Source organism: gamma proteobacterium symbiont of Lampromicra miyakona (assembly GCF_059730895.1).
Genome location: NZ_AP035932.1, coordinates 2,821,201 through 2,845,289, shown reverse-complemented (window position 1 = coordinate 2,845,289; position 24,089 = coordinate 2,821,201). Strand labels below are relative to the sequence as shown.

Here is a 24,089-nt window from a genome sequence, read left to right as displayed (position 1 = left end):
TGAACTTAACCTACGACCAGGTTAAGCAGTTTGCCAGGGACATAAATCACTTTACGAAGGGTGACGCCATCCAGATATTTCGCCACCAGATGCTCCTGTGCCGCACGCGCCTGCACCTGTTCCTGCGTCGCATCCGGCGCCACGGTAATTTTACCACGCACTTTACCGTTGACCTGCACTACCACCAGCAGCGAATCCTCTACCATTGCCGCTTCATCGGCAACCGGCCAGCTGGCGTCGTCGATGCTGCCTTCGCCACCCAGTGCCTGCCACAGCACGTAGCTGGCGTGCGGGGTGAATGGATAGAGCAGGCGCGTTACGGCGACCAGCGCTTCCTGCATCAGGGCGCGATCCTGTTCGCTCTCCTGCGGCGCGCGCAGCAGTTTGTTCATCAGCTCCATGATCGCCGCAATCGCGGTGTTGAAGGTCTGACGACGGCCGATGTCATCCGCCACTTTGGCGATGGTTTTGTGCAGATCGCGACGCAGCGCTTTCTGCTCATCGTTGAGCGCGTTGACATCCAGCGCCACGGTCGCGCCTTTAGCCACGTGATCGTACGCCAGCTTCCACACGCGTTTCAGGAAGCGGTTTGCGCCTTCCACGCCTGACTCCTGCCACTCCAGCGTCATTTCCGCCGGGGAGGCAAACATCATGAACAGGCGCACGGTATCTGCGCCGTAGCGCTCAACCATCAGCTGCGGGTCGATGCCGTTGTTTTTGGACTTCGACATTTTGCTCATGCCCGCGTAGATCACTTCGCGGCCCTGATTGTCGATGGCTTTGGTGATGCGGCCTTTTTCGTCGCGCTCGACGTTAACGTCAACCGGAGAAACCCAGTTGCGCTCGCCGTTGGCGCCGACGTAGTAGAAGGCGTCAGCCAGTACCATGCCCTGACACAGCAGACGTTTGGCCGGCTCGTCAGAGTTGACCAGGCCCGCGTCGCGCAGCAGCTTGTGGTAGAAGCGGAAATACATCAGGTGCATGATGGCGTGTTCGATACCGCCCACATACTGATCGACCGGCAGCCAGTAGTTCGCTGCCGCCGGATCCAGCATGCCTTCGTTGTAGTTCGCACAGGTGTAACGCGCGTAGTACCACGATGATTCCATAAAGGTGTCGAAGGTGTCGGTTTCACGCAGCGCCGGCTGACCGTTGACGGTGGTTTTCGCCCACTCCGGATCGGCTTTGATTGGGCTGGTGATACCGTCCATGACCACGTCTTCCGGCAGAATTACCGGCAGCTGATCTTCTGGCGTTGGCATTACGGTGCCATCTTCCAGCGTCACCATCGGAATTGGCGCACCCCAGTAGCGCTGGCGTGACACACCCCAGTCGCGCAGGCGATAGTTTACTTTACGCACGCCGACGCCTTTGGCCGCCAGCGCATCGGCGATGGCGTTGAAGCCAGCGTCGTGGTCCAGACCGTCAAACTCGCCCGAGTTGAACAGCGTGCCTTTTTCGGTCATCGCCGCGGCGCTGATATCCGGCACGGTACCGTCGAGGTTGAGCACCACCGGTTTGATGTTGAGATCGTATTTGGTGGCGAATTCCCAGTCGCGCTGGTCATGACCCGGTACGGCCATTACGGCACCGGTGCCGTACTCCATCAGCACGAAGTTAGCGACCCAGACCGGAATCTCTTCGCCCGTCAGCGGATGGATAGCGTGCAGGCCGGTGGCCATGCCTTTCTTCTCCATCGTAGCCATGTCCGCTTCGGCGACTTTGGTGTTGCTGCATTCAGCAATGAAGTCAGCCAGCGCCGGGTTGTTGACGGCAGCCTGGCGCGCCAGAGGATGACCGGCTGCCACGGCGACATAGGTTGCCCCCATGAAGGTGTCCGGACGGGTGGTGTAAACCGTGACTTTTTCCGCGCTGTTGGCCACGTCAAAGGTGATCTCCACACCTTCAGAACGGCCAATCCAGTTGCGCTGCATGGTCTTGACCTGCTCCGGCCAGTCTTCCAGCTTATCGAGGTCGTTGAGCAGCTCTTCGGCGTAATCGGTGATTTTCACGAACCACTGCGGGATCTCTTTGCGTTCGACTTTGGTGTCGCAGCGCCAGCAGCAGCCATCGATCACCTGTTCGTTCGCCAGTACGGTCTGGTCGTTCGGGCACCAGTTGACTGCGGAGGTTTTTTTGTAGACCAGACCTTTTTCGTACAGTTTGGTGAAGAACCACTGTTCCCAGCGGTAATACTCAGGCTGACAGGTCGCCAGTTCGCGACTCCAGTCATAGCCGAAGCCCAGCAGTTTCAGCTGGTTTTTCATGTATTCGATGTTGTCGTAGGTCCAGGGTGCTGGCGCAGTGTTGTTTTTCACCGCCGCCCCTTCGGCGGGCAGGCCAAAGGCATCCCAGCCAATCGGCTGCAGGACGTTTTTGCCCAGCATGCGCTGGTAGCGCGCAATCACATCGCCAATGGTGTAGTTACGCACGTGGCCCATGTGCAGGCGGCCAGAAGGATAGGGCAGCATAGACAGGCAATAGTATTTCTCTTTGCCTTCCTGCTCGGTCACTTTGAAGGTTTCGTTTTCGTCCCAGTGCTGCTGGACGCGGGATTCTATCTCTTCCGGGCGGTATTGCTCTTGCATGGCTGCCTGTGGTCCTTGTGAAATCGTTTTTTAAACACTTTTGATCCGCATAGCATACCCATAAGGCCGCCCCTCAACAACAATTGACGCCCTCTGGCGGCGTGATTTGTGCGGAATGCGCCAGCGCTTTCACCCTTTTGCGATTTCCTCTGCGCTAAGCGCAGCAAATATGGCAAAGCGGCTAAACTTAACTCAGCATCCGCAGCGGAAAGGAGAACAAAATGAATAATGTGGCGCAGGAGTATCGTGCAACGGTAGCAGCATTAACCCAGCGGCTGGAGCGTGGCGAGCGTGATGTCGACGCACTGGTCGCCGAGGCGCGCAGCGCGCTGCTGCAGAAACAGACGCTGACCACCGCCGAAGTCGACGAGGTCATGCGCGCGGTGCGGCGCGATTTGCACGAGTTCGCGCTCAGCTATCAGGAATCCAGCGAAGCGCTCGGCGATTCAGTGTTTTTGCGGGTGATTCGTGAAAGCCTGTGGAAAGAGCTGGCCGATATCACTGATAAGAGCCAGCTGGAGTGGCGCGAAGTGTTTCAGGATCTGCGGCATCACGGCGTGTATCAGAGCGGCGAAGTGGTGGGACTGGGTAACCTGGTGTGTGAAAAGTGCGGCTTTACCCGGGCGATTTACACCCCGGAGAGCCTGACGCGCTGCCCGGAGTGCGGCCACGATCAGTTCCAGCGTCAGCCGTTTGAGCCCTGAATTATCACCGTGATCTAAAGCAAAAAAAGTATTGCTGCTGAAGGCGTGCGGACTGTCAGAAGGGAACCTGAACACGCCCGGATCGGCAAAACCCGCATCCCTGCGTGCCTCGACACGCGGCATCCCTGCCGCGTGACGTCCGGCTTAGTTCAGGATCCCTTCTGCCGTAAAAAAGCAGATGCGGCGGTATGCGCGCATTTAGTTACCGCGATGATGAAACTTAATGGTGCGCAAGGCATAGTGACTTGCGGCAGCCTCCGCGCCAGGGAAGGCGCGGCGGCAGGCTCCAGGAGGATTCATGCCGGTGCGGCAAGACGCTATGCCTTGCGCAGTCGGGTACCACATCACAGCAGCAATATATCGATTTTGGTGAAGTGCAGGCGGGGGCAAGATAAGCCCTGACGCTGGCGGTCCGTGGACCGCCAGAATTGTGAGTATTAGTGCAGGATTTTCGCCAGGAAGTCTTTGGCACGGTCGGACTGCGGATTGCTGAAGAAGTCATCCTTGTTGGTGTCTTCAACGATCTTTCCTTCGTCCATAAAGATGACGCGATTCGCCACTTTGCGTGCAAAGCCCATCTCGTGCGTCACCACCATCATCGTCATGCCTTCGTTGGCTAACTCCACCATGACGTCCAGCACTTCGTTGATCATCTCCGGATCCAGTGCGGAAGTCGGTTCATCGAACAGCATGGCGATAGGATCCATGCACAGCGCACGGGCGATGGCGACGCGCTGCTGCTGACCGCCAGACAGCTGACCAGGGAATTTCTCCGCATGCGCCGCCAGACCCACGCGCTTCAGCAGGGCAAGGCCCTTGTCGCGTGCGGCAGTTTTGTCGCGCTTCAGCACTTTCACCTGCGCCAGCACCAGGTTATCAATGATGCTGAGATGCGGGAACAGTTCGAAGTGCTGGAACACCATGCCCACTTTACTGCGCAGTTGGGCGAGATTGGTTTTTTTGTTGTTCACCTCGGTACCGTTCACCTGAATGCTGCCCTGCTGCACGGGCTCCAGCCCGTTCACCGTTTTAATCAGCGTCGATTTACCGGAGCCGGACGGTCCGCAGACCACCACTACCTCACCTTTCTTCACTTCGGTGGAGCAGTCGGTCAGCACCTGAAAGTGCCCATACCACTTAGAAACATTTTTCAGGCTAATCATTTAAACCGTCCTTTTTCTTTTCAGATAACTTACCAACAGCGAAGCGCTCAGGCTGATCACGAAGTAGACCAGACCGGCAAACAGAACCATTTCTACCTGGGTACCGTCACGTTCACCGATGGTGGACGCGGTGCGGAAGAAGTCCGCCAGGCTTAACACATACACCAGCGAGGTATCCTGGAACAGCACGATGCCCTGCGTCAGCAGCAGCGGCACCATGGCGCGGAACGCCTGCGGCAGGATGATCAATTTCATCGACTGCCACTGCGTCATACCCAGCGCCAGCGCCGCGTTGGACTGACCGCGCGAGATGCTCTGGATACCGGCGCGGATAATCTCCGAATAGTAAGCGGCTTCAAACAGCGCAAACGCCACCATGGCGGAGATCAGGCGGATATCGGTTTTTGGCGACAGCCCAAGCACCTGCTGCAGGAAGCTGGGAACCACCAGATAGAACCACAGCAGCACCATCACCAGCGGTACCGAGCGGAACAGGTTCACGTACAGTTTGGCGAACCAGCGGATCGGGGCGAACGCGGACAAGCGCATCACCGCCAGAATGGTGCCCCAGATAATGCCAAACACTACCGCCACCGCCGTGATTTTCAGCGTAATGATCATGCCGTTCAGCAGATAGGGCAGGCTGGGCGGAATCGAACTCCAGTCAAAATCGTACATTATTTGCCTCCCAGGTTGCCGGGCAGGCGGATTTTGCGTTCTACCAGACTCATAATCAGCATGATCACCAGGTTAATACCGACGTAGGCCAGGGTGATAGCGGTGAAAGATTCATAGGCATGCGCCGAGTAATCCAGCAGCTTGCCCGCCTGCGCCGCCAGGTCGACCAGACCGATGGTAGAGGCGATGGCGGAGTTCTTCACCAGGTTAAGCATTTCCGAGGTCATCGGCGGCACAATCACGCGATAGGCGTTAGGCAGCAGCACGTAGCGGTAGGTCTGCGGCAGCGTCAGGCCCATCGCCAGACCGGCGTTTTTCTGGCCGCGCGGCAGCGACTGAATCGCGGCGCGCACCTGCTCACACACGCGTGCGGCGGTGAACAGACCGAGACAGATGGTTGAAGAGAGGAAAAACTGGATGTTCGGGTCCAGTTCAGCCTTAAACCACATGCCGAGCTTCTCCCCGACCAGTTCTGGCGCCACCAGATACCAGAAGAAGAACTGCACGATCAGCGGGATATTACGAAACAGCTCCACGTAGCAGGTGCCAATCGTGGACAGCCAGCGATTAGGCACGGTACGCAGAATGCCAAAGAAGGAACCTACCAGGAAGGCGATAATCCAGGCGCAGCAGGAGACCGCGACGGTCACCTGAAATCCGGACCACAGCCAGCCGAGGTAAGTCGTATTGCCGAACGGAGCCTGCTGTAAAAAGATGCCCCAGTTCCAATCGATACCCATAACGAGCTCCGGTAAAAAAAGGGCAGCGAGGCTACCCATAAGATTGTTGAGCGGTGTCTTGTGTCCTGCTTCAGGGGAACGGCCTGTTACAGTCTGTCTGTCCGCACCGCGTGTTCAGCAATCGAGAGGGCAGCAGTGCCGCCCTTGTTTTCATTGTTAATTCAGAGTGCTTTGTCGTTCGGTGCTTTAAACAGCGCCTGCATGTCAGAAGACAGCTCGAAGTTCAGGTTCAGGTTCTTCGGCGGAATTGGCTGTTTGAACCAGGTATCGAACCATTTGGTGGCTTCACCCGACGTCTGCGCTTTGGCGATGGTGTCATCCATCAGCTGTTTAAATGGCGCATCGTCTTTACGCAGCATGCAGCCGTAGGCTTCTTTGGACTGCGGTGTGCCAGTGATTTCCCAGTTATCCGGTTTCTTCGCCTTAGCACGTTCACCGGCCAGCAGCGCGTCATCCATCATGAAAGCCACTGCGCGACCGGTTTCCAGCGTGCGGAACGAGTCACCGTGATCTTTCGCGCTGATGATGCGCATATCCATTTTCTTCTCGTCATTCAGCTTGCGCAGCAGAATCTCAGAGGTGGTGCCTGAGGTGACGACCACGGTTTTGCCTTTCAGATCGGCGAAATCTTTGATGTCGCCGCCTTTCTTCACCAGCAGACGTGTACCGATGATGAAGATGGTGTCAGAGAACGCCGCCTGCTGCTGACGCTCTACGTTGTTGGTGGTCGAGCCACACTCGAAATCGTAGGTGCCGTTCTGCAGCAGCGGAATACGGTTTTGTGAGGTGATCGGCAGCATTTTGACCTGCAGATCCGGCTTGTTCAGTTTCGCTTTGATGGCGGCAACAATGGCGTTGGAGTAGTCCTGCGAATAGCCCACCACTTTCTGCTGGTTGTCGTAGTAAGAAAAGGGAACGGATGACTCACGGTGCCCCACGACAATCACGCCACTATCATTGATTTTTTTCAGGGTGCCGGTGAGATCTTCCGCCTGGGCCGCGCCCGCTGCTGCGCCCAACAGCAGAAGCGATAATGCCACTTTGCGAATCTGCATGTTCCTACTCCTTCGTGTGAATGTTGCGCAGAACATAAACTGCGCAGATGGTGATATTGTGTGTATTTCCTGCTGCTTTTTTAATTATCCCTTAGCGCAACTGCGCGCAGGATAGTGATTAACATAGCGAATTGTTAACGTAATGAAACAAAAAAGTTTGTTTTTTGCGAGCCGCTCCGCACCAATAAGAGGCAAAAAACAGCCTCTGCGCCAATTAAGTGCGCTCCGGTGCCAGATAATAGTGCGCAAACAGGGCATTACGCTGACAAATCACCGATGTTGCTAAAACCACTGAAATAATTAGCAATGATCGTGCCAGTACGCGGAGAGCGAGCAAAAAGGCAGCAGAAAGTGGCGGTGACTAAGGAGAAAGGGAGCGGAAAACTGCGCAGAAAAAAGGCGAAGCCTGCGCTTCGCCTGGTGAGAGAGGGCGGGATATCAGGCGCGGCGGCGTAAAATTGCCAGCACGATGCCCGCCAGCGTCAGCAGCCATACCGGCCAGATACCGACGCGTGCATACGGCGTTTCCCCGCTGGCAGGCGTGACTGTAGCGCTCAGCACTTCGCGGGTGAACTGCGGGATGATGTTCTCCACGTCTCCCTGCGCATTCACCACTGCGGTAACACCATTGTTCGTTGAGCGCAGCAGCGGACGACCCAGCTCCAGCGCACGCATGCGCGCCATCTGGAAATGCTGCCACGGACCAATCGAATGACCGAACCAGGCATCGTTCGATACCGTCAGCAGGAAGTTGGTGTCCGGACGGAAGTTGGCGCGCACCTGTTCGCCCAGCACGATCTCATAGCAAATGGCGCTGGTGAGATTGTAGCCCGCCACTTTCAGCTGCGGCTGCAGGTAGGCGCCACGGCTGAACGAGGACATCGGCAGGTCGAAGAACGGAGCCAGCGGACGCAGCAGACCTTCCAGCGGCACAAACTCGCCAAACGGCACCAGGTGGTTTTTCTGGTAGCGGTTGCGGCTCTGATAGCTGTAAGGCTGCGCGCCGCCCAGCACAATCACCGAGTTGTAATCGTGATAGCGGTTATCGCTCTCCACGCGCGAATCAACAATGCCGGTGATCAGCGTGCTGCCGCGCGCGCGCAGTTCGTCATCCAGCGCATGCAGAAACGGCTGCTGATTACTCTCCAGATCGGTAATTGCCGACTCCGGCCAGATGATGATTGGCGCTTTGCCGATAAACGGCTGGCTGTATGCGGTATAGACGCGCAGCGTGGTCAGCAGCTGCTGCGGATCCCACTTCATTGACTGCGGAATATTGCCCTGCACCATCGCCACATTGACGCTGCGCTGCGGCAGCGGCTGATACCACTGCAGCATCCGCAGTGGCCACGGCAGCAGCAGCAGCGCGACGGCGATAATCAGGTTTTTCACGCTGCGGTGATAGCAGGCTGAGGCCAGCATGCCGGCAATCACCATCAGCAGGAAGGTGATGGTTTCCACGCCAGCCAGCGGCGCCAGGCCTTTCAGCGGCCCATCGATCTGGCTGTAGCCAAACTGCAGCCACGGAAAGCCGGTCAGCACCCAGCCGCGCAGAAACTCGGTGATCTGCCACAGCGCCGGTGCCGCCAGCGCCATGCGCCACAGCGTGGCTCGTGGCCAGAAGCGGTTCAGCAGCAGGGCAAACAGCAGCGGGTAGAGCGCCAGATAGGCGGCGAGCAGCACCACGAGGAACACATTGACCGGGCCGGGCATGCCGCCAAACGTCGCAATGCTGACGTACACCCAGTTGATGCCGCTGCCGAACAGGCCAAAGCCCCAGGCAAAACCGATGCCTGCCGCCTGCGCGCTGCGGCGATCCAGCAACAGCAGTTGCAAACCGGCCAGAGAGAGCAGGGCGGCGGGCCAGAAATCATACGGGGAAAAGGAAAGGGTGCCCGCGGCACCCAGAATTAACGCCAGCAGCAGGCGAACCCGCTGCTGCGAGTAGAGAGAGGCTAATGCCATAAAATTATTCGTCTTCCAGTTGCGGTTGCGGAGAGTCTTCCGGAATTTTCACATGCACCTGGATGATACGGCGGCTGTCAGCCATCGCAACTTTGAATTGGTAACCCTCAATGTCGATGCTTTCACCGCGCGCCGGCAGATGGCCGAATCCCTGCATCACCAGACCGCCAATGGTATCGACTTCGTCATCGCTGAAATCGCTACCAAATACCTCATTGAAATCCTCAATCGGCGTCAGCGCACGCACCGTATAGGTGTGGCGGTTGAGCTGACGGATATCGCGATCTTCTTCGTCGTCATATTCGTCTTCAATTTCGCCGACGATCAGCTCAAGGATATCTTCGATGGTCACCAGTCCGGAGACACCACCGAACTCATCAATGACGATCGCCATATGATAGCGCTGCGAGCGGAACTCTTTGAGCATGCGATCGACGCGCTTGCTCTCAGGCACCACCACGACCGGGCGCAGCACTTTTTCCATGCTGAATGGCTCGGCGCTGCTGCTCATAAACGGCAGCAGATCTTTCGCCATCAGAATGCCTTCAACATGGTCTTTATCTTCGCTGATCACCGGGAAGCGCGAGTGGGCTGATTCAATAATCACCGCCAGGCACTCTTCAAGGCTCTGGTTGCGCTTCAGGGTAATCATCTGCGAGCGCGGGATCATAATGTCGCGCACGCGCTGTTCGGCAATATCCAGCACCCCTTCCAGCATGTCGCGGGTGTCCTGGTCGATCAGCTCTTTTTGCTCAGAATCGCGGATCAGCCCCAGCAGTTCGTCACGGTTTTTGGGTTCGCCGTGGAAAAGCTGATTGATTAACAGGGAGAAAAAACCCTTTTTACTACTGGGTGCGTCGTTGTTTTGAGAATGGTCGTCGCTCATGGCGTTTTTATTTAGTTCTCTCGAATGAGGGAAAGGAACTGCCGGCATCCTCGCCAGCAGCGCAATGTCCTGAACCGGCGGTTCAGGCGTCTTCTTTTTCCGAAATGTACGGATCGGGATAGCCAAGAGCAAGCATTATCTCGGTCTCGAGCGCTTCCATCTCTTCAGCTTCCTCGTCTTCAATATGGTCATAACCCAGCAGATGCAGCGTGCCGTGAACCACCATGTGTGCCCAGTGCGCTTCAGGGCTTTTGCCCTGCTCGGCCGCTTCCTGCTCAACAACCTGACGACAAATAATCAGGTCGCCCAGCAGCGGCAGCTCAATGCCCGGCGGTGCTTCAAACGGAAACGACAGCACGTTAGTCGGCTTATCTTTGCCGCGATAAGTCAGATTAAGCTCATGACTCTCCGCTTCATCGACCAGCCGTATCGTGACTTCGCTCTCAGGCTGAAACGGCGTGACCGCCGCCTCCAGCCAGCGCTGAAACGCCGCTTCTGCGGGCAGGCCGTTTTCATCGGCACACGCCAACTGCAAATCTAAAATCACCGTGCTCATGAAGGCTCCTGCGGCGTCGGCTGGCTGGCAGTTTGTACCGCCTGCGCCTCACGCTTACGCTCTTCCGCCAGTTTATCACGGCGTTTCTGGTCCGCTTCTTCCCAGGCTTCATAAGCATTAACAATGCGTGCGACCACCGGATGACGCACCACGTCTTCGCTGTGGAAAAAGTTAAAGCTGATCTCTTCCACATTGGCCAGCACTTCGATGGCGTGGCGCAAACCGGATTTGGTGCTGCGCGGCAGGTCAATCTGCGTCACGTCACCGGTAATCACCGCTTTGGAGTTGAAGCCGATACGCGTCAGGAACATCTTCATTTGTTCGATGGTGGTGTTCTGGCTCTCATCGAGAATCACGAATGCGTCGTTCAGCGTACGGCCGCGCATGTAGGCCAGCGGCGCGACTTCAATCACGTTGCGTTCCATCAGCTTCTCGACGCGCTCGAAGCCCAGCATTTCAAACAGGGCGTCATACAGCGGACGCAGGTAAGGATCGACTTTCTGACTGAGATCGCCGGGCAGGAAGCCGAGCTTTTCGCCGGCTTCGACCGCCGGACGCGTCAGCAGAATACGGCGAATCTCCTGCCGCTCCAGCGCATCCACCGCGGCGGCTACCGCCAGATAGGTTTTCCCGGTCCCGGCCGGCCCAATGCCGAAGGTGATGTCGTGATCGAGAATATTGGCGATGTACTGCGCCTGGTTTGGCGTACGCGGTTTAATCACGCCGCGCTTGGTCTTGATGTTCACCGCTTTACCGTACTCCGGCACGCTGTCGGCCGTCTGCTCCAGCACGCGACTCTCTTTGATCGCCAGATGGATCTGATCCGGTTCAATGTCCGGGATCTGGCCGCGCACCGGCGCGGTATCAACGTACAGCGAACGCAGAATATTGGCGGCCGCCTCGACACTCAGCGCGCGGCCGACCAGCTTAAACAGGTTGTCGCGGCGATTGATCTCAATGCCCAGACGGCGCTCCAGCTGTTTTACGTTGTCATCAAACGGACCGCACAGGCTCATCAGTCGACGATTGTCTGCCGGTTCAAGGGCGATTTCACGAGTTTCGATATTCAAATGAATCCTTTGGGTCACTCAGGGCCAGTTGAAAGAAATAGCAGATACCGTACGCCAGGCGTCAGCATCTTTACGGAATTATTTATGGGGTCGCGCCCGGGCGCAAGCTTCAGGGGAGATATTTGGGCGGCAGCTGCGGAAAGCAAGGGCTGCGGGATGAAACAGGCGACAGCGCGTTGTGCGCTGTCGCTCAGTAATCGCGGTCTCAAGGTTGATACAGGCCCACGCCGATCTCATCCTCTTTACGCGTACGCGCAATCACCGATGCCGGACTCTCCGCGACGCGCAGGCCCATCTCCTCTTCGGTGCGAACCACGACGCCACGCAGCGAATTGGTATAAACATCGACGATTTCGACATCAACAAATTTACCGATCATGCGCACGTCGCCTTCAAAGTTGACCACGCGGTTGTTTTCGGTACGGCCGGTCAGCTCCATCACATTCTTACGTGAGGTGCCTTCCACCAGAATACGCTGAACGGTACCAAGCATGCGGCGGCTCCATGCCATCGCCTGCTGATTGATGCGATCCTGCAAAATGTACAGACGCTGCTTCTTCTCCTCTTCCGGCACGTCGTCCGGCAGATCGGCCGCTGGCGTCCCCGGACGCGCCGAATAGATAAAGCTGAAGCTGGTGTCGAAATTAACCTCGCCGATGAGCTTCATGGTCTGCTCGAAATCCTGCTGGGTTTCGCCCGGGAAGCCAATGATGAAATCTGAACTGATCTGGATATCCGGGCGCGCGGCCACCAGCTTACGGATAATCGCTTTGTACTCCAGCGCAGTGTGCGCTCGCTTCATCAGCGTCAGAATACGATCGGCACCGCTCTGCACTGGCAGGTGCAGGAAGCTCACCAGCTCTGGCGTATCACGATAAACGTCGATGATGTCGTCGGTGAACTCAATCGGATGGCTGGTGGTGAAACGAATCCGGTCAATTCCGTCAATCGCGGCCACCAGACGCAGCAGCTCGGCAAAGGTACAAATCTGGTCGTCAAAGGTCGCGCCGCGATAGGCGTTGACGTTCTGCCCCAGCAGATTCACTTCACGCACGCCCTGCGCCGCCAGCTGGGCAACTTCCAGCAGGATGTCATCGCAGGGACGGCTTACTTCCTCGCCGCGCGTATAAGGCACCACGCAGAAAGTGCAATATTTATTGCAGCCTTCCATGATCGAGACAAAAGCCGTCGGACCTTCAGCACGCGGCTCCGGCAGGCGATCAAACTTTTCGATTTCCGGGAACGAGACGTCAACAATCGGACTCTTGCTGCCGCGCACCTGATTAATCATCTCCGGCAGACGATGCAGCGTCTGCGGGCCAAAAACGATGTCCACGCACTGCGCGCGCTGGCGAATTTTATCGCCCTCCTGCGAAGCCACACAGCCGCCCACGCCAATAATCAGCTCAGGATTCTTCGCCTTCAGCTTCTTCCAGCGTCCCAGCAAGTGAAACACTTTTTCCTGCGCCTTCTCACGGATGGAGCAGGTATTCAGCAGCAGTACGTCTGCGTCTTCGGCTTCCTCCGTCAGGGTATAGCCGTGCGTGCTGTTCAGTAGGTCAGCCATCTTCGATGAATCATATTCGTTCATCTGACAGCCCCAGGTTTTGATATGCAGTTTTTTGGTCATTGAACTAGCCATTGATTCTGAGCAGAGAAGTGCAGGGCGCGTATTGTAATGCTTTGGCGCGGGTGTGACCAGCATGCCCGTCATACTTCGCACGCCAGGTGCGTTGGCTGCGCGCGGCTCCCCCGGTCACTTACTGATGTAAGCTCCCGGGGAGATCCTTGCTTGCCGCCTTCCCGGCGCACGAATTATTTAGGGCATGATGCCGGTCATACTTCGCACGCCAGGCACGTTGGCTGCGCGCGGCTCCTCCGGTCACTTACTGATGTAAGTTCCCGGGATGATCCTTGCTTGCCGCCTTCCTGGCGCACGAATTATTCAGGGCATGATGCCCGGTTATACTTCGCGCGGCTGAGCCGTCTGAAGCACAAGGTTAGCAGGGCTTTTCTGCTGGTGCGGTAAATTTCCGGTACACTTTGCCACATAGAGTGCTGCCGCAAGGCGTCACGGCAATCAGAAGGATAAGAGTCAATGCAGGATTCACAGTTTGATGTGGTGGTAGTGGGCGGCGGCATGGTCGGTGCCGCGCTGGCCTGTGGTCTGGCGCAGCAGCAGTTTCGCGTGGCGGTGATTGAACGTGCCGAGCCGGCCGCGTTTGACGCCAGCCTGGCGCCGGATATACGTATCTCCGCCATTGGTGCGTCATCGGTGGCGCTGCTGCGCCAGCTCAATGTCTGGCCGCGTGTCCAGGCGATGCGCAGCGCGCCCTACCGCAAGCTGGAAACCTGGGAGTGGCAAAGCGCACACGTCACCTTCGACGCCGCTGCACTGGGCATTCCCGAGCTGGGCTATATGGTGGAAAACAGCGTGCTGCAGCGCGCGCTGTGGGAGCAGATGCAGCAGGATGGCGTAACGCTACTGTGTCCGGCCTCACTGCAGGCGTTACAGGCGCACAGCGGCGGCTGGCAGCTACAGCTGGATGACGGGAGCACGCTGCATAGCCAGCTTGTGGTGGGGGCCGATGGTGCTAATTCGCGCGTGCGCCAGCTGGCGGGTATCGGCGTGCGCGGCTGGAACTATGCGCAATCCTGCATGCTAATCAGCGTTGAGTGTGAACACGAGGCCGGCGATGCCACCTGGCAGCAATTTACGCCGGATGGACCGCGCGCGTTTCTGCCGCTGTTCGATCGTCACGCTTCGCTGGTGTGGTACGACGCGCCGGCGCGGATCCGTCAGCTGCAAAATCTGCCGCTCAGCCAGCTGGCCAAAGAAGTACAGGCCAACTTCCCGGCGCGCGTCGGCCGCTTCCTGGTGAAGAACGCGGCGTCTTTCCCGCTGGTGCGCCGCCATGCCACGCGCTATGTGCTGCCGGGCCTGGCGCTGGTCGGTGATGCTGCACACACCATCAATCCGCTGGCCGGGCAGGGGGTTAATCTCGGCTACCGCGATGTGGATGCGCTGATTGATACGCTGGTGGATGCGCGCAGCCAGGCGCAGCGCTGGGCATCGCTGCCGGTATTGCAGCGTTATCACCGCCAGCGCTACAAAGATAACTTGCTGATGCAGGGCGGTATGGATCTGTTCTACTTCGCCTTTAGCAACGCGCTGCCGCCGCTGCGTGTGGTGCGTAACCTTGGACTGATTGCGGCAGAGAATGCTGGCGTGCTCAAGCGTCAGGTGCTGCGTTACGCGCTGGGGTTGTAAACTCACCGGGCGCCGCAATCGTGGCGGCGCCATCTGTGGTATAAGGCGTGAAATTCAGGAATGACAAAAACAACAAAGCCCGCAAAAGCGGGCCTGTTGTGCAATTTGGCTGGGGTGCAGGGATTCGAACCCCGGAATGCCGGAATCAGAATCCGGTGCCTTACCGCTTGGCGACACCCCAATAGGTGTTTGGTCAAATTGTCTTTGTATGGCTGGGGTGCAGGGATTCGAACCCCGGAATGGTGGAATCAGAATCCACTGCCTTACCGCTTGGCGACACCCCAATTTGTTTGGTGGCTACGACGGGAATCGAACCTGTGACCCCATCATTATGAGTGATGTGCTCTAACCGACTGAGCTACGTAGCCAGATTGTACTGCTTTACTGCACCCGATGATGGCTGGGATACCTGGATTCGAACCAGGGAATGCCGGTATCAAAAACCGGTGCCTTACCGCTTGGCGATATCCCATTCGTCGACTCGTATCCACGAGAGTGCATCGGATTGGCTGGGGTACCTGGATTCGAACCAGGGAATGCCGGTATCAAAAACCGGTGCCTTACCGCTTGGCGATACCCCATCCGGCTGCCGAAGACTGAAATGGTGCGGGAGGCGAGACTTGAACTCGCACACCTTGCGGCGCCAGAACCTAAATCTGGTGCGTCTACCAATTTCGCCACTCCCGCAAAAAGATGGTGGCTACGACGGGAATCGAACCTGTGACCCCATCATTATGAGTGATGTGCTCTAACCAACTGAGCTACGTAGCCATCTTTTTTCGCGTTACCTTCATCGGCGTTGCGGGGCGCATTATGCGTATTGAGCTTTGTAGCGTCAACAAATTTTTTGCCGTTTTTTGCCTTAACGCGCCTGTTTGTCTGGCTTGTAACCAGGCTGATGATTTATTCGGCAATTTTCGATCGTATCCGCGTCAGATGCAAGAAAAAGGGGCCACAATGGGCCCCTTATACGCACAAAGAAAATGCTTATTTGTACGCTGACTGATGCACGCCTACCGCACGTCCTGACGGATCGTCCATCGATTTAAACGCTTCATCCCACTCAATGGCTTTCGCCGACGAACAGGCCACGGAGGGACCGCCCGGCACGCACTCTGCCGCGCTTGGCAGCGGGAACAGCTCCTCAAAGATCTCGCGGTACAGATACGCTTCTTTCGAGGTTGGCGTGTTGTGCGGGAAGCGGAAATGTGCGGTCGCCAGCTGCTGCTCGCTAATCTGCTTCGCCGCCACTTCTTTCAGCGTGTCGATCCAGCTGTAGCCTACGCCATCAGAGAACTGCTCTTTCTGACGCCATACTACGCTCTCCGGCAGGTAAGAGGAGAAACATTCACGCAGAATGTGTTTTTCCATTTTGCCGTTGCTGCCGCACATTTTGTCTTCCGGGTTGATGCGCATCGCGACATCAAGGAATTTCTTATCAAGGAATGGCACACGTGCTTCCACGCCCCACGCCGACATCGCTTTGTTAGCGCGCGCGCAGTCAAACATGTGCAGTGCCAGCAGTTTACGCACGTTTTCTTCGTGGAACTCCTGGGCGTTCGGTGCTTTATGGAAGTAGAGGTAACCACCAAACACTTCATCCGCCCCTTCACCAGACAGCACCATTTTGATACCCATCGCTTTGATTTTACGCGACATCAGATACATCGGTGTCGACGCGCGAATGGTGGTCACATCGTAGGTTTCGATGTGGTAAATCACATCGCGGATCGCATCCAGACCTTCCTGCACGGTGAAGTGAATTTCATGATGCACGGTACCGAGGTGATCGGCCACCGCCTGCGCCGCTTTCAGATCCGGCGATCCTTCCAGACCGACGGCAAACGAGTGCAGCTGCGGCCACCACGCATCGCTCTTGTCCTGATCTTCCACACGTTTGGCGGCAAAGCGCTTGGTCACCGCAGAGATGATGGAAGAGTCGAGGCCGCCGGACAGCAGTACGCCGTACGGTACGTCTGACATCAGGTGACTCTTCACTGACTCTTCCAGCGCGTGCTTCAGGCCAGCGGCATCGGTGGTGTTTTGCGCCACGGCGGCAAAATCCATCCAGTCACGCTGCCAGTAACGACGGATTTCGCCATCGGTGCTGGAGAGGTAGCTTCCCGGCGGGAATTCTTTGATGCTGCGGCACACCGGCACCAGCGCTTTCATTTCAGAAGCAACATACAGGTTGCCGTGCTCATCGTTGCCCATATAGAGCGGAATAATACCGATGTGATCGCGGCCAATCAGATACTGCTGTTTGACGCTGTCCCACAGAATGAAGGCGAACATGCCCTGCAGGTCGTCGAGGAAGTCGAGGCCTTTTTCCTGATACAGCGCGAGGATGACTTCGCAGTCTGAACCCGTCTGGAACGCGTAGCGATCGCTCAGTTCCGCGCGCAGCGCCTGGTGGTTATAAATTTCGCCGTTAACAGCCAGTACGTGGGTGTGATCCGCGTTGTACAGCGGCTGGGCGCCGTTGTTCACGTCAACGATGGACAGGCGCTCGTGCACCAGAATGGCTTTCTCATCAGCGAAGACGCCTGACCAGTCCGGGCCGCGGTGACGCATCAGACGGGAACATTCCAGCGCTTTCTTGCGCAGTTCAACAGGATCGGTCTTCAGATCCAGCACACCAAAAATCGAACACATAACTGACTCCTGATCTCACCCTGTGGCGATGTTATTGACTTGTTTGTCCGGCAGACTGCGCTGCGTGATGTATAAGAAAATGCGCTAATTGATAGTGGTAACGCAAGCGAAATCACCAAATACTGATAAAAAGATTGTTGGTGTGAAGTAATGTTGAATTTTATTCAAAAAATTAACGATTAAATTAGATGGTGTCTAATGAATTGTCAGAAGTGATGGTTTTGTGCGCAACCGATGAGGCCGCGTCAGCGGCTGAATCACAGCGCTATGCCAGACACATAAAAAAGCCCTGCACACCGTAACGGCGAGCAGGGCCATAAGCAGACAGCATGACGCGAATCAGAACAGGTCGATATCAGCCACGGAAGGGTAGATCCAGTCCGGACGGAACGGCATGGCGTCGATATCGCTCAGCGTAGAGACGCCGGACAGCACCAGAATGGTTTCCAGACCGGCCTGGAAGCCAGCCAGAATATCGGTGCGCAGGTTATCGCCCACAATCACCGTCTCTTCTGAATGCGCATGCATTTTATTCAGTGCGGCGCGCATGATGTAAGGGCTGGGCTTACCGACATAAAACGGTTTGCGGCCGGAAATGGTTTCGATACCGGCACAGAGCGCGCCACAGGCCGGCACAAAGCCGCGTGCGTGGGTATCAGGATTGGTCGCGATAAAACGCGCACCGTTAGCCACAAAGAAGGCGGCTTTATGCATCATTTCCCAGTTAAACGATCGCGTCTCGCCGACGATGACGAAATCCGGGTTGACGTCAGTGATGGTAAAACCGGCCTTATACAATTCATGAATCAGCGCGCCTTCACCAATCACGTAGGCTTTTTTGCCCTCCTGACGACGCAGGAAATCCGCGGTGGCCATGGCGGAGGTGTAAAACACCGAATCCGGGATGTCGACGCCGGCGTTGGCAAAGCGGTTGGCCAGATCCTGCGCAGTTTGTGATGGATAGTTGGTCAGTACCACCAGCGGCATCTCTTTTTCCAGAATGCGCTGCAGGAATTCGTTTGCGCCTTTCACGGCGGTATTGTCGTGCATCAACACGCCGTCGATGTCACAGATTACGCTTTTGATGGTCATAGGTGGCTTCCGGTCGGGCCTGCCAGCCGGCAGGCTTTCTATTATTCTTCCAGCAGGTGCTGCAGCAGAATGCCATTCAGCATAGCGCGTTTTGCCAGCGCGAAAGCGCCAATTGCCGAGCGATGGTCCAGTTCAGACCGCACCACGGGCAGATTTTTGCGAAACGCGTTTAACGCCTGGGTGTTAATGCAGCCCTCAATCGCCGGGAACAGCACTTTGTCGGCATCGGTAATTTCGCCGGCCAGCACCACTTTTTGCGGGTTAAACAGGTTAATGGCGATAGCGATCGCTTTGCCGAGATAGCGGCCAACGTACTCGATCACTTCGCAGGCCAGCGCGTCGCCCTGATTGGCGGCGCGGCAGATTTGCGGCATCTGGCAATCATCCAGCGTCAGGCTGCTGGGATAACCCTGATTGAGCAGGTGGCGCACGCGGTTCTCAATCGCGCCGTTGGCGGCGATGGTTTCGAGGCAGCCAAAGTTGCCACAGTGGCAGCGTTCGCCGAGTGGATCGACCTGAATGTGGCCAATCTCACCCACGTTGCCATTGCTGCCGAGGAAAATGTGGCCGTTCGCGATGATGCCGGCGCCGGTTCCGCGGTGTAAACGCACCAGAATGGAGTCTGCACAGTCGCGGCTTGCACCGAAATAGTGCTCAGCCAGCGCCAGGCTGCGGATATCGTGCCCGACAAAACTGGTGACGTTAAAGCGTTTTTTCAGGCTCGCCACCAGTGGCCAGTGGCTGACGGCGATATGCGGCATGTAGCGAATGATGCCGTTAATCGGGTCGACCAGCCCCGGCAGGATCACCGCGATAGCGATCAGCTCATGAATTTTACGCTGGTGCGTGCTCATAAAGGCACTGATGGCGTTGAACAGCGCGTTCTCCAGCGTCTCCTGGGTGCGCTCCGGCAGCGGATAATCTTCCTGCGCCAGCGATTTTCCGCTGAGATCGAACAGCGTCAGCGTGGCATCGTTGCGCCCCAGGCGCACGCCGATGGTATGAAAATGGCGGGTTTCGGTGATGATGGAGATGGCGCGGCGCCCACCGGTGGAGGCCTGTTGCTCCACCTCTTTGATGAGGCCGCGTTCGATAAGCTGACGGGTAATTTTGGTGACGCTGGCGGGCGCAAGCTGGCTGAGTTCGGCAATCTGAATACGCGAAATCGGCCCCTGTTGATCAATCAGCCGGTAAACAGCTGCACTGTTAAGTTGTTTGACAAGATCGACATTTCCTATTTGAGTCTGGCCGCCAGTGGTCATTCAGTACTTACTCGCTGAGGACGTTGTCTCCGTTGACGAACGTCTTAGTGATTTGATAATCGCGGGTAAAGACAGTGAGGTTGGCGACTTTTCCTGCTTCCACCGTACCAAACTGCTTTTCCACACCCATTGCCCTTGCCGGATACAGGGTCGCCATGCGCAGCGCTTCGTCCAGCGCGATACCACAATGTTCCACGCTATTCTGCACCGCTTCAATCATCGTCAGCGCAGATCCGCTCAGGGTACCGTTCTCATCTACGCACAGGCCGTCGCGATAGTATATTGTTTTACCTGCAAAAATGAATTGATCAATCGACGCACCGGCCGGCGCGGTGGCATCGGTCACCAGCACCAGTTTGTCGCCTTTGATTCGTTTTGCATTGCGCACGTTAGCGTAATTGACATGTAAACCGTCTGCAATAATGCCGCAGTATACATCAGGCGAATCAAACAGCGCACCGATAAGACCTGGCTCACGCCCGCTAAAGGCGCTCATGGCGTTATACAGGTGGGTGGCAAAGGTGACGCCCGCGCTGATGCCCGCTTTGGCTTCGGCATAGGTAGCATTGGAGTGACCGGACGACACAATAATCCCGGCGTCACGCAGCTGGCGAATCACCGCGCTGCCCGCATTTTCCGGCGCCAGCGTAACTTTGGTGATGACGTCAGCGTTGGCGCACAGGAAATCTACCAGCTCCGCATCCGGCAGACGAATCAGCTGCGGATTGTGAGTGCCTTTCTTCTCTTTATTCAGCCACGGACCTTCCAGATGCAGGCCCAGCGCCTGATTCTGATGCTTCGCCAGGTAAGCGCGCATGGTTTCAATCGCGCGCTTCATCAGTTCATCACTGCTGGTAATCAGCGTCGGTAAATAGCTGGTGCAGCCGGATTTTTCATTGGCACGCTGCATGATCTCCAGCGTTTCCACGCTCAGGGCATTGATGTCATCGTTGAACTGCACGCCGCCGCAGCCGTTGAGCTGCAGGTCGATAAATCCGGGAGCGATGAACGCACCAGCCACATCCTGTTGTGGAATCGCGGCGTCCAGCGCATCGCGCGGGCAGACACGCTCAATCAGGCCATTGGCAATCACCACGGCGTGATTGTCCAGAACTTCATGACCGGTAAAAATCCGGCCGTTAACTAATGCGTACATCATCTCTTCTCCCGGCTGAACCTGCTGCGCTTAACAGCAGGCTTTCTACAACGTGTTGTTACACACCCTTCATATTTTCCGCTTCCATTTCGCGGAAATATTTCACGGTTTTCACTTTCAGTTCCATGGTGGCTGGCTCATCACACACCACCACCGCTTTCGGGTGCAGCTGCAGGCAGCTGATGGTCCACATGTGGTTGACGTTACCTTCTACCGCCGCCTGCAGCGCCTGGGCTTTGACGTGGCCGGTCACCAGAATCATCACTTCTTCCGCATCCAGCAGCGTGCCGACGCCCACGGTCAGGGCATATTTAGGCACCTGATCAACATCGCCGTCGAAGAAACGCGAGTTCGCCACACGGGTGTCGTGCGTCAGGGTTTTAATGCGGGTGCGGGAAGAGAGCGAAGAAGCCGGCTCGTTGAACGCAATGTGGCCATCGTTGCCGACGCCGCCCATAAACAGGTGGATTTTACCCAGTGCGCGGATCTTCTCTTCGTATTGGCGACATTCTGCGTCAATATCTTCGGCATTGCCATTCAGAAGATTGATATTTTCTGGTTGAATATCAACGTGATCGAAAAAGTTACGGTACATAAAGCTGTGATAGCTTTCCGGATGCTCTTTCGGCAGACCGACATACTCATCCATATTGAAGGTGATCACGTGTTTGAAACTAACCTGGCCCGCTTTATGCATCTCGATCAGGTGCTTGTAGGCTTCCAGCGGCGTACCGCCCGTTGGCAGTCCCAGCACAAAGGGACGGTCTGCGCTGGGTTTAAAGGCATTGATGCGATTAACGATATGGCGTGCAGCCCATTTACCCACCTGGGTAGGTGTGGCCAAAGGGATCAGTCTCATGTCTTCACCTCAGTTAAGATTGGAAAGTTAGGGTCGCGTTTACTGCTGCAGCTGGCTGCTTATAGGGTAACCCGTTTGCGCGCTCGCGGCGTTGGAAAAGTGCGACCTGATATTTTTCATCATAAAATAAGTTTGTGGTGTTGGCTAGCATTTCGCAGTGAAAAACGTCCATTTTGGTGATTAAAGTCACAGTTACACTGGTTTTAATTTGCGAGGCGAATTAATTTATCTTTACACTGCGCCTCGTGGTGAAGTGTGTCATCAAGGTACCGGGTGACGGGATAATAAAATCAACCCGCATCACGGCAAAACGCCAGTCTCATAGGGGGAGAATAAGGTGAGTATTTTAGGATATCTGCAAAAGGTCGGCCGCGCGCTTATGGTGCCGGTAGCGACCCTGCCGGCAGCGGCAATCCTGATGGGGGTAGGTTACTGGATCGATCCGGACAGCTGGGGCGCAGGCAATGCGCTGGCAGCACTGCTGATCAAATCGGGTTCTGCCATCATCGACAACATGTCCGTGCTGTTCGCCATCGGTGTGGCTTACGGCATGTCAAAAGATAAAGACGGTGCAGCGGCATTAACCGGCTTTGTAGGTTTCCTCGTGGTTACTACCCTGTGTTCACCCGCCGCGGTGGCCATGATTCAGAAAATGCCGGTGGAGCAGGTTCCTGCCGCCTTCGGTAAAATCAACAACCAGTTTGTCGGCATCCTGGTGGGCATTCTCTCGGCGGAAGTTTATAACCGCTTCAGCCACGTTGAGCTGCCTAAGGCGCTGTCGTTCTTCAGCGGTCGCCGTCTGGTGCCGATCCTGGTCTCCTTCCTGATGATTGTGGTCGCCTTTATCCTGATGTACGTCTGGCCGATCATTTTCGGCGGTCTGGTGAGTTTTGGTGAGCACATCCAGAAACTGGGCTCGGTCGGTGCGGGCGTGTACGCCTTCTTTAACCGTCTGCTGATTCCGGTTGGCCTGCACCACGCGCTGAACTCGGTGTTCTGGTTCGACGTGGCGGGTATCAACGACATTCCGAAATTCCTGGGCGGCGCGCAGTCTATCGCCAACGGTACCGGCATCCCGGGTATCACCGGTCGCTATCAGGCGGGCTTCTTCCCGATCATGATGTTCGGCCTGCCGGGTGCGGCGCTGGCAATCTATCACTGCTCACGCCCGGAAAACCGCGCTAAAGTCGGCGGTATCATGCTGGCAGCGGCATTCGCCGCCTTCTTCACCGGCATCACCGAGCCACTGGAATTCTCCTTCATGTTCGTGGCGCCAGTGCTGTATGTCATCCACGCCGTGCTGACCGGTATTTCGGTCTTCATCGCTGCCAGCATGCACTGGATTGCCGGTTTCGGTTTCAGTGCCGGTCTGGTGGATATGGTGCTATCGACGCGTAACCCGCTGGCGGTGCACTGGTGGATGCTGATCCCGCAGGGTCTGGTGTTCTTCGTCATCTACTATGTGGTGTTCCGCTTCACCATTCAGAAATTTAACCTGCTGACGCCGGGCCGCGAGCTGGCTGCCGGTGATGAGACAGACGGCTACGACGTCAACGTTGATCACAGCAGCAACGGTGAGAGCGAAACCGAATCTCTGGCACGTCGCTACATCGGCGCGGTGGGCGGTTCTGACAACCTGACTAACATTGATGCCTGCATTACCCGTCTGCGTCTGAATGTGAAAGACTCTGCGCAGGTGAATGAAAGCGTGGCTAAACGCCTCGGTGCTTCTGGCGTGATCCGCCTTAACAAGCAGAGCGTGCAGATCATTGTTGGTACGCAGGCCGAAAACATTGCGACCGCGATGAAAACCGTACTGAGCAAAGGCCCGGTGGCCGGCGCAGCGGCACCTGCTGCGGCAACCACCGCCGCGCCTGCGGCTGCTCAGCCCCAGGCCGTGCGCAACAGCGAGAAAAAGGTGATTGCAACGCTGCTGGCACCGGTCAGTGGCGAAGTGGTAGCGCTGGAAAACGTGCCGGATGAAGCTTTCGCCAGCAAAGCGGTAGGCGATGGTCTGGCGATCAAACCGAGCGATAAAACTGTCGTCGCGCCGGTGGCGGGCACCGTGGTGAAAATCTTCAACACCAACCATGCATTCTGCCTTGAAGCCGAAAATGGCGTCGAGATTGTCGTGCACATGGGTCTCGATACCGTCGCGCTGGAAGGTAAAGGGTTTACCCGTCTGGTGGAAGAGGGCGCAACCGTCACAGCGGGCCAGCCGATCCTCGAAATGGATCTGGACTTCCTCAACGCCAATGCGCGTTCGATGATCAGCCCGGTGGTGGTCAGCAACAGCGATGATTTCGCTGGTCTGAATCTGCTGGCAGGCGGTACCGTGGTAGCAGGCGTTACGCCGCTGTATGAAGTGAAAAATTAACACGTTTTGATC

General features: G+C 56.6%; 18 protein-coding genes and 7 tRNA genes. 3 read left to right on the top strand and 22 right to left on the bottom strand.

Annotated elements, in window-relative coordinates; genetic code table 11:
* Window positions 1-5: 5 nt before the first annotated feature.
* The gene (gene leuS / locus AC6I8P_RS13305) at window positions 6-2,588 is read right to left on the bottom strand and encodes a leucine--tRNA ligase (protein WP_152391253.1); all 2,583 of its coding nucleotides are present in this window, start codon (window positions 2,586-2,588) and stop codon (window positions 6-8) included.
* A 221-nt stretch (window positions 2,589-2,809) separates the two neighbouring features.
* Here leuS and AC6I8P_RS13300 point away from each other — a divergent pair, with 221 nt between their 5' ends.
* Complete coding sequence (locus AC6I8P_RS13300; RefSeq protein WP_021508577.1) at window positions 2,810-3,292, top strand: zinc ribbon-containing protein; 483 nt, start codon at window positions 2,810-2,812, stop codon at window positions 3,290-3,292.
* 437 nt (window positions 3,293-3,729) lie between these two features.
* Here the strand turns inward: AC6I8P_RS13300 and AC6I8P_RS13295 are convergent, their stop codons facing one another.
* The 9 genes from AC6I8P_RS13295 to miaB form a co-directional block, all read right to left on the bottom strand.
* Window positions 3,730-4,455 carry an amino acid ABC transporter ATP-binding protein gene (locus AC6I8P_RS13295; RefSeq protein WP_058757895.1) on the bottom strand — a complete coding sequence of 242 codons (726 nt, stop codon included), beginning with the start codon at window positions 4,453-4,455 and terminating at the stop codon, window positions 3,730-3,732.
* Window positions 4,456-5,133, bottom strand: coding sequence for a glutamate/aspartate ABC transporter permease GltK (gene gltK / locus AC6I8P_RS13290; RefSeq protein ID WP_021508575.1), 678 nt, complete (start codon window positions 5,131-5,133; stop codon window positions 4,456-4,458). It lies immediately after the preceding gene.
* Window positions 5,133-5,873 carry an amino acid ABC transporter permease gene (locus tag AC6I8P_RS13285; RefSeq protein ID WP_021508574.1) on the bottom strand — a complete coding sequence of 247 codons (741 nt, stop codon included), beginning with the start codon at window positions 5,871-5,873 and terminating at the stop codon, window positions 5,133-5,135. The genes gltK and AC6I8P_RS13285 overlap by 1 nt, the downstream gene beginning before the upstream one ends.
* 161 nt (window positions 5,874-6,034) lie before the next feature.
* Window positions 6,035-6,928: a glutamate/aspartate ABC transporter substrate-binding protein gene (locus AC6I8P_RS13280; RefSeq protein ID WP_021508573.1), complete on the bottom strand. Its 894-nt coding sequence runs from the start codon at window positions 6,926-6,928 to the stop codon at window positions 6,035-6,037.
* A gap of 438 nt (window positions 6,929-7,366) precedes the next feature.
* The gene (gene lnt, locus AC6I8P_RS13275) at window positions 7,367-8,893 is read right to left on the bottom strand and encodes an apolipoprotein N-acyltransferase (RefSeq protein WP_152391250.1); all 1,527 of its coding nucleotides are present in this window, start codon (window positions 8,891-8,893) and stop codon (window positions 7,367-7,369) included.
* 4 nt (window positions 8,894-8,897) lie between these two features.
* Window positions 8,898-9,779, bottom strand: coding sequence for a CNNM family magnesium/cobalt transport protein CorC (gene corC, locus AC6I8P_RS13270; protein WP_021508571.1), 882 nt, complete (start codon window positions 9,777-9,779; stop codon window positions 8,898-8,900).
* A gap of 82 nt (window positions 9,780-9,861) precedes the next feature.
* Entirely contained in the window at window positions 9,862-10,335 is a 474-nt protein-coding gene (gene ybeY, locus AC6I8P_RS13265) for an rRNA maturation RNase YbeY (RefSeq protein ID WP_010616134.1), read from the bottom strand.
* Window positions 10,332-11,405 carry a PhoH family protein gene (locus AC6I8P_RS13260; protein WP_021508569.1) on the bottom strand — a complete coding sequence of 358 codons (1,074 nt, stop codon included), beginning with the start codon at window positions 11,403-11,405 and terminating at the stop codon, window positions 10,332-10,334. Before AC6I8P_RS13260 ends, ybeY begins: the two co-directional genes overlap by 4 nt.
* Window positions 11,406-11,610: 205 nt before the next feature.
* Window positions 11,611-13,035 (bottom strand): tRNA (N6-isopentenyl adenosine(37)-C2)-methylthiotransferase MiaB, encoded by a 1,425-nt coding sequence (miaB, locus tag AC6I8P_RS13255; RefSeq protein ID WP_021508568.1) that lies wholly within the window; start codon window positions 13,033-13,035, stop codon window positions 11,611-11,613.
* A gap of 468 nt (window positions 13,036-13,503) precedes the next feature.
* On the opposite strand from miaB, the gene ubiF reads away from it, so the two are divergent.
* Entirely contained in the window at window positions 13,504-14,676 is a 1,173-nt protein-coding gene (ubiF, locus tag AC6I8P_RS13250) for a 3-demethoxyubiquinol 3-hydroxylase (protein ID WP_481657766.1), read from the top strand.
* 106 nt (window positions 14,677-14,782) lie between these two features.
* Here ubiF and AC6I8P_RS13245 read toward each other — a convergent pair.
* The 12 genes from AC6I8P_RS13245 to nagB all read right to left on the bottom strand — a co-directional run bounded on the left by AC6I8P_RS13245 (window position 14,783) and on the right by nagB (window position 21,700).
* Window positions 14,783-14,857, bottom strand: a tRNA-Gln gene (locus AC6I8P_RS13245).
* A 28-nt stretch (window positions 14,858-14,885) separates the two neighbouring features.
* Window positions 14,886-14,960: transfer RNA gene (locus AC6I8P_RS13240), tRNA-Gln, on the bottom strand.
* Between the two features lie 7 nt (window positions 14,961-14,967).
* Window positions 14,968-15,044 (bottom strand) — tRNA-Met (locus tag AC6I8P_RS13235).
* A 29-nt stretch (window positions 15,045-15,073) separates the two neighbouring features.
* A tRNA-Gln gene (locus tag AC6I8P_RS13230) sits at window positions 15,074-15,148 on the bottom strand.
* Window positions 15,149-15,182: 34 nt separating this feature from the next.
* Window positions 15,183-15,257: transfer RNA gene (locus AC6I8P_RS13225), tRNA-Gln, on the bottom strand.
* Window positions 15,258-15,278: 21 nt separating this feature from the next.
* Window positions 15,279-15,363: transfer RNA gene (locus tag AC6I8P_RS13220), tRNA-Leu, on the bottom strand.
* 7 nt (window positions 15,364-15,370) lie between these two features.
* A tRNA-Met gene (locus tag AC6I8P_RS13215) sits at window positions 15,371-15,447 on the bottom strand.
* 216 nt (window positions 15,448-15,663) lie between these two features.
* On the bottom strand, window positions 15,664-17,331 hold the full coding sequence (gene asnB / locus AC6I8P_RS13210) for an asparagine synthase B (RefSeq protein ID WP_498030661.1): 1,668 nt from the start codon (window positions 17,329-17,331) through the stop codon (window positions 15,664-15,666).
* A gap of 339 nt (window positions 17,332-17,670) precedes the next feature.
* Window positions 17,671-18,423, bottom strand: coding sequence for an HAD-IIA family hydrolase (locus AC6I8P_RS13205; protein ID WP_021508565.1), 753 nt, complete (start codon window positions 18,421-18,423; stop codon window positions 17,671-17,673).
* A gap of 41 nt (window positions 18,424-18,464) precedes the next feature.
* A complete protein-coding gene (gene nagC, locus AC6I8P_RS13200; protein ID WP_058757890.1) occupies window positions 18,465-19,685 on the bottom strand; it encodes a DNA-binding transcriptional regulator NagC in 1,221 nt (406 codons plus the stop codon).
* A gap of 7 nt (window positions 19,686-19,692) precedes the next feature.
* Complete coding sequence (gene nagA, locus AC6I8P_RS13195) at window positions 19,693-20,841, bottom strand: N-acetylglucosamine-6-phosphate deacetylase (RefSeq protein ID WP_058758042.1); 1,149 nt, start codon at window positions 20,839-20,841, stop codon at window positions 19,693-19,695.
* Window positions 20,842-20,899: 58 nt separating this feature from the next.
* Window positions 20,900-21,700, bottom strand: coding sequence for a glucosamine-6-phosphate deaminase (gene nagB / locus AC6I8P_RS13190; RefSeq protein ID WP_031279884.1), 801 nt, complete (start codon window positions 21,698-21,700; stop codon window positions 20,900-20,902).
* 343 nt (window positions 21,701-22,043) lie between these two features.
* Between nagB and nagE the strand changes: the two genes are divergently transcribed.
* A complete protein-coding gene (nagE, locus tag AC6I8P_RS13185) occupies window positions 22,044-24,077 on the top strand; it encodes an N-acetylglucosamine-specific PTS transporter subunit IIBC (protein ID WP_481658081.1) in 2,034 nt (677 codons plus the stop codon).
* Window positions 24,078-24,089 lie beyond the last annotated feature (12 nt).

Coding starts and splice junctions, on each gene's coding strand:
- leuS (WP_152391253.1), bottom strand. CDS start 2,588: ATGCAAGAGCAATACCGCCCGGAAGAGATAGAATCCCGCGTCCAGCAG.
- AC6I8P_RS13300 (WP_021508577.1), top strand. CDS start 2,810: ATGAATAATGTGGCGCAGGAGTATCGTGCAACGGTAGCAGCATTAACC.
- AC6I8P_RS13295 (WP_058757895.1), bottom strand. CDS start 4,455: ATGATTAGCCTGAAAAATGTTTCTAAGTGGTATGGGCACTTTCAGGTG.
- gltK (WP_021508575.1), bottom strand. CDS start 5,133: ATGTACGATTTTGACTGGAGTTCGATTCCGCCCAGCCTGCCCTATCTG.
- AC6I8P_RS13285 (WP_021508574.1), bottom strand. CDS start 5,873: ATGGGTATCGATTGGAACTGGGGCATCTTTTTACAGCAGGCTCCGTTC.
- AC6I8P_RS13280 (WP_021508573.1), bottom strand. CDS start 6,928: ATGCAGATTCGCAAAGTGGCATTATCGCTTCTGCTGTTGGGCGCAGCA.
- lnt (WP_152391250.1), bottom strand. CDS start 8,893: ATGGCATTAGCCTCTCTCTACTCGCAGCAGCGGGTTCGCCTGCTGCTG.
- corC (WP_021508571.1), bottom strand. CDS start 9,779: ATGAGCGACGACCATTCTCAAAACAACGACGCACCCAGTAGTAAAAAG.
- ybeY (WP_010616134.1), bottom strand. CDS start 10,335: ATGAGCACGGTGATTTTAGATTTGCAGTTGGCGTGTGCCGATGAAAAC.
- miaB (WP_021508568.1), bottom strand. CDS start 13,035: ATGACCAAAAAACTGCATATCAAAACCTGGGGCTGTCAGATGAACGAA.
- ubiF (WP_481657766.1), top strand. CDS start 13,504: ATGCAGGATTCACAGTTTGATGTGGTGGTAGTGGGCGGCGGCATGGTC.
- asnB (WP_498030661.1), bottom strand. CDS start 17,331: ATGTGTTCGATTTTTGGTGTGCTGGATCTGAAGACCGATCCTGTTGAA.
- AC6I8P_RS13205 (WP_021508565.1), bottom strand. CDS start 18,423: ATGACCATCAAAAGCGTAATCTGTGACATCGACGGCGTGTTGATGCAC.
- nagC (WP_058757890.1), bottom strand. CDS start 19,685: ATGACCACTGGCGGCCAGACTCAAATAGGAAATGTCGATCTTGTCAAA.
- nagA (WP_058758042.1), bottom strand. CDS start 20,841: ATGTACGCATTAGTTAACGGCCGGATTTTTACCGGTCATGAAGTTCTG.
- nagB (WP_031279884.1), bottom strand. CDS start 21,700: ATGAGACTGATCCCTTTGGCCACACCTACCCAGGTGGGTAAATGGGCT.